8 protein-coding genes are annotated in these 6,728 nt (G+C 36.9%); all 8 read right to left on the bottom strand.

What is annotated here, in order from left to right:
• The coding region (locus tag PP176A_RS16330; protein WP_304441912.1) for a hypothetical protein at positions 1-956 on the bottom strand (956 nt) is incomplete at its 3' end.
• Complete coding sequence (locus PP176A_RS04000; protein WP_200795999.1) at positions 956-1,516, bottom strand: putative phage tail protein; 561 nt, start codon at positions 1,514-1,516, stop codon at positions 956-958. The genes PP176A_RS04000 and PP176A_RS16330, both read right to left, overlap by 1 nt.
• A 4-nt stretch (positions 1,517-1,520) precedes the next feature.
• Positions 1,521-2,537, bottom strand: coding sequence for a baseplate J/gp47 family protein (locus PP176A_RS03995; protein ID WP_071139151.1), 1,017 nt, complete (start codon positions 2,535-2,537; stop codon positions 1,521-1,523).
• Positions 2,537-2,935 carry a DUF2634 domain-containing protein gene (locus PP176A_RS03990; RefSeq protein ID WP_200795997.1) on the bottom strand — a complete coding sequence of 133 codons (399 nt, stop codon included), beginning with the start codon at positions 2,933-2,935 and terminating at the stop codon, positions 2,537-2,539. The genes PP176A_RS03995 and PP176A_RS03990 overlap by 1 nt, the downstream gene beginning before the upstream one ends.
• Positions 2,932-3,258 (bottom strand): hypothetical protein, encoded by a 327-nt coding sequence (locus PP176A_RS03985; RefSeq protein WP_200795995.1) that lies wholly within the window; start codon positions 3,256-3,258, stop codon positions 2,932-2,934. The genes PP176A_RS03990 and PP176A_RS03985 overlap by 4 nt, the downstream gene beginning before the upstream one ends.
• The gene (locus PP176A_RS03980) at positions 3,255-4,199 is read right to left on the bottom strand and encodes an XkdQ/YqbQ family protein (protein WP_083381766.1); all 945 of its coding nucleotides are present in this window, start codon (positions 4,197-4,199) and stop codon (positions 3,255-3,257) included. The genes PP176A_RS03985 and PP176A_RS03980 overlap by 4 nt, the downstream gene beginning before the upstream one ends.
• Before the next feature lie 11 nt (positions 4,200-4,210).
• The gene (locus PP176A_RS03975) at positions 4,211-4,879 is read right to left on the bottom strand and encodes a LysM peptidoglycan-binding domain-containing protein (protein WP_071139150.1); all 669 of its coding nucleotides are present in this window, start codon (positions 4,877-4,879) and stop codon (positions 4,211-4,213) included.
• Positions 4,879-6,726, bottom strand: a complete 1,848-nt coding sequence (locus PP176A_RS03970; RefSeq protein WP_071139172.1) for a tape measure protein — start codon at positions 6,724-6,726, stop codon at positions 4,879-4,881. Before PP176A_RS03970 ends, PP176A_RS03975 begins: the two co-directional genes overlap by 1 nt.
• Between the last annotated feature and the right edge of the window lie 2 nt (positions 6,727-6,728).

Genomic DNA, 6,728 nt, shown 5'->3' with positions numbered 1-6,728 from the left:
CCATTGCCAGCAAGTGCATTATATCCCACGGCCACATTACTACCTGTGCTTGTACTTGCCCCGTATCCTATAGCAACACTGCTCGAAGGCGCCTCCGCATTTTCACCTATTGCGATAGAACCATAATCCCCTGCGTTAGCCTGATGCCCTAATGCAATTGAACCGCTATAGTTGCTAAATGCATTGAGCCCAAGTGCTAAATCTCTTTGATTTAATCCATGAATGTCTGGTACATCAATGCCTACAGCACCTGTTTTCCCGTTTACACTTGTTACTGGGCTTTCTTCACTCCCCAATAATTGAAAATTTGAGCCTGTGTAAACAAGATGGCATATCTGCCCCGCTTTGATATTACCGTTGCTTAGAGCATTTCCGTTGGATTTTACAATAGTTTTCGCGCCTACTCCGTTGATATTTAAGGTGCTAGCTCCTGTGTTGGCATTTGTGAATTTTATTTTTATGCTTAGGCCTTCCGTTAGGCTTGATATGCCTGAGATAGATACCGTATATGCGTTTGTGCCGGAAGCTGTAGCATAGGGAATATGCTGCGTTTTATTTGCAACATGACTATCAAATTCTGTCTTTGTTGCCTGTTTGGCGTTATCCACACTACCTAAACCTACATCTGATTTAGTTGTGCCATGTGGATTTGTTCCACTGCCCGGATGCGTATATACATTTGTTTCTGCACCATTTATTTTTATATTTCCATTTGTAGCCGAATCTTCAACTTTAGTAGCCCCATCTGCTATTCTGTCTAATTTCTCTTTTTCTTCCGTGGTATAGTTTTCGTCAGATAAACCTTTAGTTCCATCTTTGTCTACCTTGTTATCTTCTATATTCTTAATCTTTGTATCTATTATCAAATTATCTTCATTAAAATCTTCTCGTTTTGGATATTCATTACCTTGCCATTGATTTAACCCAATATTGGGTGTTTTATTTTCACTTGGCATTATATCGCCTCCCTATATGTTTCAAATTCATCCCATGTAAGATTTAGCGCATCCCATGCATCCCACGATTTATTGTAACCATCAAATTCGGCCCAAGTTATATAAGTAAATTCAAATGTATAGGCCAAATGTGCTGGCTTTATTTCTTCTATTGTCAGAGTAAGGTCTGTCATATTTGCCGGAATACCCCTCACACCTACAAATTTTGCGATAAAGCTATAGTCCTCAAAATTCTCTATTATCTCAACCTCTCCATTAGAATACGAAGCTGCCACATCTTCAAGCATTTTCTTTGTTACAGTTCCAACACCTTTTGCTCTTGCTTTAATTCGCTCTCTACGGAATTGATTTGATTTTGTTACGTCAACCGAAAGGCCATAAATCTTTTCATACCTGCTTAAAAGGTCAGTGGCCGTGCTTACAAAGCATTGGTCTATTGTCTGATTAAAATCAGCAGCAAGAGTATTTATTTTGTTGCTGAGTATTTCTTGCAGTTCTTTCATAGTGTTGTTGTTTTCATATACGGGAGGTAATAAATTCATTAAATCCATCAAATCCATCGGCTTACACCTCCGTTAATGTGATCGTACCTACTATAGGCATTTCTGTTTCGTCGATTGTTGTATTAGCTGTACCACCATCTACCAATAAAGAATTGTAATCTGCTATTCCTGGTGTTGAAAGCAGTATACTGCCTATCTTTGCATAACTCACGCTGTAGGTCTCGAATGTCAGTTCTTTAAAGTAAGCCGCTATCGATGCAGTAAAGGAACTGACTACATCATCAAATGTAAAGGAACCATCTAAAGTAATATTAGCCGTTATCCCTATTATTTTTTGTTCCGGGCTATCCACAGTTACCAACGCGCCTATAGGCCGTACAGTTTCAATGTAGTCATATACAACCGATTCCAAAGTTTCATCAATTTCCATATTGCTGTTTATTACAAGGATTTTCACAGTACCGTTGCCGTTCCAAAGAGGAAAGACCTTTGCATCACCGACGCCTGGTACATTTAAAGCCCATTCACGATAATTAAAAGCGTTACCACTGGTAGACGGTCTTTGAAGATATGCATAAAATCTCGCCCTTAAATTATCGTCTGCCTCCTTATCCTGTCCAGATGTAATTATATCTGTCAATGTAGCAGTAACTCCAGATATATTATCAATATTTTCAAGCGTTCCGGTATATGTGTTTCCTAGTTCCCCGTATTGTTCGCATTCAGCTTTATAGGTATTAGTTGATATATTCCCCGTAACAATATAGGAAGTATCATTTAGCCCCCATCTGCTCCCTATCGGAAGACTTCCTGTAGTGACTATTTTCCTTATAGCTTTTGTAGCTGGTTTTCTTGTAAGCCCATAATCAACTACTACCCTGTCAAGATATTCTCCTACTGCTGTATCACCAGATACAAGGTCAATAAAATTGTTTAAATTAAAATAGGTCTTTGCCAGCTGATATGCACAAGGAGCCAAGGCATCATAAATAACAGAACCTTCTCTCTTGTCTACATCAGACGGAACTCTTTCAAGCATATCATTCAATATATTTTCGTAAGTCTTATCCTCAAACATTAAGTTGTCACCTCCTTAGAGACGTTTAAATTGCCGTATATACTTGTTACATCAAAAGTACACAACATTTCATCTCCCGTTGTTTCAAATTGAAAGTTGTCAACGTTTGTGATACGTTCATCCCGTAAAAGGCATTCATGAATTCTTCGTTTTAATTCAATTTGTACATATATTGGGTCCTTGCCTATAAGACTTTCTAACTCTATACCATAAGAAAAGCCATATATCGGGCACTCATACCTTTCAGTATTTAGTACCTTATATATAGCCTGCTTCACTGCTTCCAATCCATTAACAAAGCCTTGTATTTTTTCGCCTAATTTATATGTCTTACTTGTTTCAATTTCCTCATTAGTAGTTAATTCAACGTCAATAATAGATGCTTCTGGTGTTATCATCTGCTCACGTCCTTTATCTTTATACTCGTTATGGTCGTATCTCCAATTACAATAGGCTCTATCTCTATGGTTGCATCTTTAAATATATTAACTAAGCCTATTATTTCAACAATATAAAACTCTTGGCCACCATTGTTTCGGATCAGCTTTACTTTATCACCCGGCTTAACAAAGTCTTTTAAGTTACCGCTTATAAGCTCCATAGGAACAACCAATTTATCACTTACTCTTATGCCCTCGGCTTCTACGGTACCTAATACAAGACTACATAACTTAGTATTACTTAGATAATTCTGTACTATAGTTTTAATTTCATTAATCATATCATCAACTCCAGATCCATCGTATGCGCCGGTAAAAATTCATGGGTTACAGATTTCACTATAAGCCTTTTATTTAAAGCTATATCTGAAATTTGCCCGTAAAAACTTGAGCCTGCTCTAATCCTTACGTCCCCCAAGCACTTTAAGCTCAGCGTTTCCATTTCTCTATTATATAGCTTTAACAAGTTATCAGCCTTTGCCTTAGCCTGTGATGCGTTATAATTTTTATCTAATTTCTCAAAGTACTGTAATAAACCATACTTTTCAATAGATTTGCTGTCGTATACTTTGTAGGCATCTGCTTTCCCTGTTTTTTCATTTCCGCTAACTAACTTGACCTGATTATAAAACTCATCATCAATAGACTTTTCATGTTCATAATCATATACAAAACTTTCATCACCAAGTATTAAATTCAACCGTAATTCTTTTAAATCTCTTATAGCGATACTTCCGAATTCATCTCTAAGAGAATACCATGCCCCTTTATTCCTCAATGTATCCCCTATTGCATCATAAACTATGTCCAACCATGTCTTGTCGTCCTGTGCGCTGGTAGGAAGTTTATATCCTGTATCGGATAATGTACCTGTTTTAAGCCCGAAATAGTTGCACATTTTCTTTACTAAGTCCGTTACTGTATTATTCTTTACAACAATTGTATCTTTTGCCTTGCAATATCTAAGCTGGTCATATGCCGTTACGGATATTTCTTTTTTACTGTCCCTATTCACCTTAAACACAAAGCCACTGAATATATTGGCTCCATCATATATAAAACTTACACCGCTGCCATTAGTGATAACCAAATCGTCATTTATATAGCTAAATTCAAGCTTACTGCACCCGTCATTAAATTTATCGGTATAAGATACCTTAGTTACAAGCTCACTGATTTCATACATTTTCCCACTCACTTTAACAACAAATTTCATATCCATATGCAGCACCTCTAATTTGGTATGGTTAATTTTTGTCCGGGATAAATCAAAGACGGATTCTTAATTTTATCCTTATTAGCATTAAAAATCTTAGTATATTTAGATCCGTCTCCATAATACTTCTTAGCTATAGCCCACAAGCTATCCCCTGACACAACAACATAAGAGCCGGTACTCTTAGGACTAACCTTTGGTACCGGCTGCTCTTTTTTAACCACAGCTTGATTTGAATTAGGCTTTGCAACAACCTCTGATTTCTTTCCAAACTCCCTATATTCTAGTAATTTAAAAGAAACATACTTGTCTCCTTCTTCTCCTGCTTTTTCTGTTATAGTTAACTCTTCTATCAATACTAATATATTAATCTCATCTTTCCCCTCATTACTTGCTATAAACCTAACAGGCTCTAATGAAACCCTCCATTTCCTAAATAAGTTCAAATAGAAATCAGGCCCTTTAAACTCATTCGGAACCTCATTATAATGTAAGGCTTCATGGGGAAATTCACACTCAAAGCTATATTCCCGCAGCCCCATATGCGTGGGTACTACAATTTGCCCTAATTTTAGTATCTCATATTTCTCATTTGCTTGTGTGGTAGAGGTCTCTATCTGCTCAGGGTTCACCGGAAGTCTATAGGTTGCATTATCTTTATCGAAAAATACTGCATATCCACTCATTAATATGCCCCCTCCGCTGCTGTTGCTATTTCTTCCTGGAGGATCTTCTTTATCCTGCCGGCAACCTTGTTTGCATCTGCTTCTTCATGTATATCTCCAAATTGTACTGTTATATTTGGCGCAAGCGTAGCAGTACTAAATTTATTTATATACTCTCTTTCTGCAATATCTCGGAGATATTGCAAGTCCTCTTTGGACATATCAACATCTACCTTTTTATTTTTACCAGTTCCGTCTACTGTTACGGGATTGTTAGGAGTGCCAAATTGGGAAAAGTCAAAACCTTTGTTTCCTTTGAGGAATTCAGTTGCTTTATCAACTGCTCCGTTTATTTTATCAGGAATACTTTTGCCGATATTGCTACCCTTCGTATATCCTTCAGAATAATCCATAAAATCTTTAGTTTTCATATACTCAGTCCATTCTGCTTCGGTTTTTATAGTATCTGAATCTTTTTTAAGTTTGTTTTGAAGCCTTTCTATCCCACTTGTTATATTAACCTTTACGAAAGGTATTTTATTAAGTAAATCTTCTATACCTTGTGCCATCTTTGCAATATAACCTAATACTGTGCTTGCAAGATCATAAAATAAAGCTTTAATCGATGCAATTGGATGTTTAAATACATTACCAAAGAAATTTACAAATGCAGCTACCGCATTCCATATCCATACGAACTGGTTATAACAAAATGCCGCGAATACTCCTACGATTCCTCCTACAACCCCCAATATCTGCTCCCATGTTGCTCCAAATTGCCTTGCAGCAGAAATTGCAATTGCAATAACACCTATAACCAATAATATCGGCCAGGTCATTTTTAATATCCCTATTGCATTGGCAGCCCACAACGGTATCATCAAAATAAGTTTTCTAATTATATTAACCAATAAGATACCTCCTATAACTCCTAATATAGGGCCTATCGTGTCCCAACCAGCCACAACTGTATTTACAATCCATTCTGCTGCTTCCGCTACTAATTCAAAGCCTACGGTCATTTTTTTCAAGAAATCTTGGAATCCATTTGTATTAATCACCTTATTTATACTTTCCATAACTCCTTCAAATGCTCTGGTTGCGCTGTTTTTTATCTTGTTCCAAACATCAACAAAGGTCATAGGCAGAGTTTTAAACTTCGTGTTTATATCATCGGCTGCTGTAAATAAAGCATTTTTTATAATGTCTGCAGTAATTGTGCCCTCTGCAGACATTTTCTTTAACTCGCCTTTACTCTTACCAGTATATTTTGCAATAGCATTAGCGATTAGTGGAGCATTTTCTGTTATAGCTCTAAATTCATCGCCTTGCAATCTTCCGGACGCCATAGCTTGGGTGAGTTGTAGTAATGCAGATGATTGTTCTGTGGCACTCGCACCACCTACTTTAAAGCTCTTTTGAACTAATTCAGTAAAAGCAATTAGTTCATCATTAGATTTAAAATTTTCTCCAGCCAGCAATCCCATTTTAGCAACTGCATTTGCCATACTTGAATATGACCCTCTTGATCTCTCTGCTGCGGCAAATATTTTGTCTTGAAGTTCCGCTTGCGTTTGCAAGCCATCATTAATCAAGGAAAGCCTTGCACTTGTATTCATAAATTCATCTGTAATATTCATGCCTTTCATCGCTCCTGCAATTAAAGCAGCTATACTAATAAATTTGCCAAGCCCCAAACTAGCCCTGTTAGCGCTTGCTCCTGTTGCTTCTAATTTAGAGTTGAAAGTATCTGTACCTCTGCTGGCCTTAAGTATTTTATCAGTTGCTTCGTCGGTCTTACGGTTTATTTTATCAATAGTAGTTGAATATCCATCAAATAACTTAAACATTGCCTTCAATGTTGCCATCA

The sequence above is a fragment of the Sporanaerobacter sp. PP17-6a genome (assembly GCF_900095615.1).
Lineage (GTDB): Bacteria > Bacillota > Clostridia > Tissierellales > Acidilutibacteraceae > Acidilutibacter > Acidilutibacter cellobiosedens.
The sequence above is the reverse complement of the archived record's forward strand: the minus strand, read 5'-3'. Positions and strand labels throughout refer to the sequence as shown.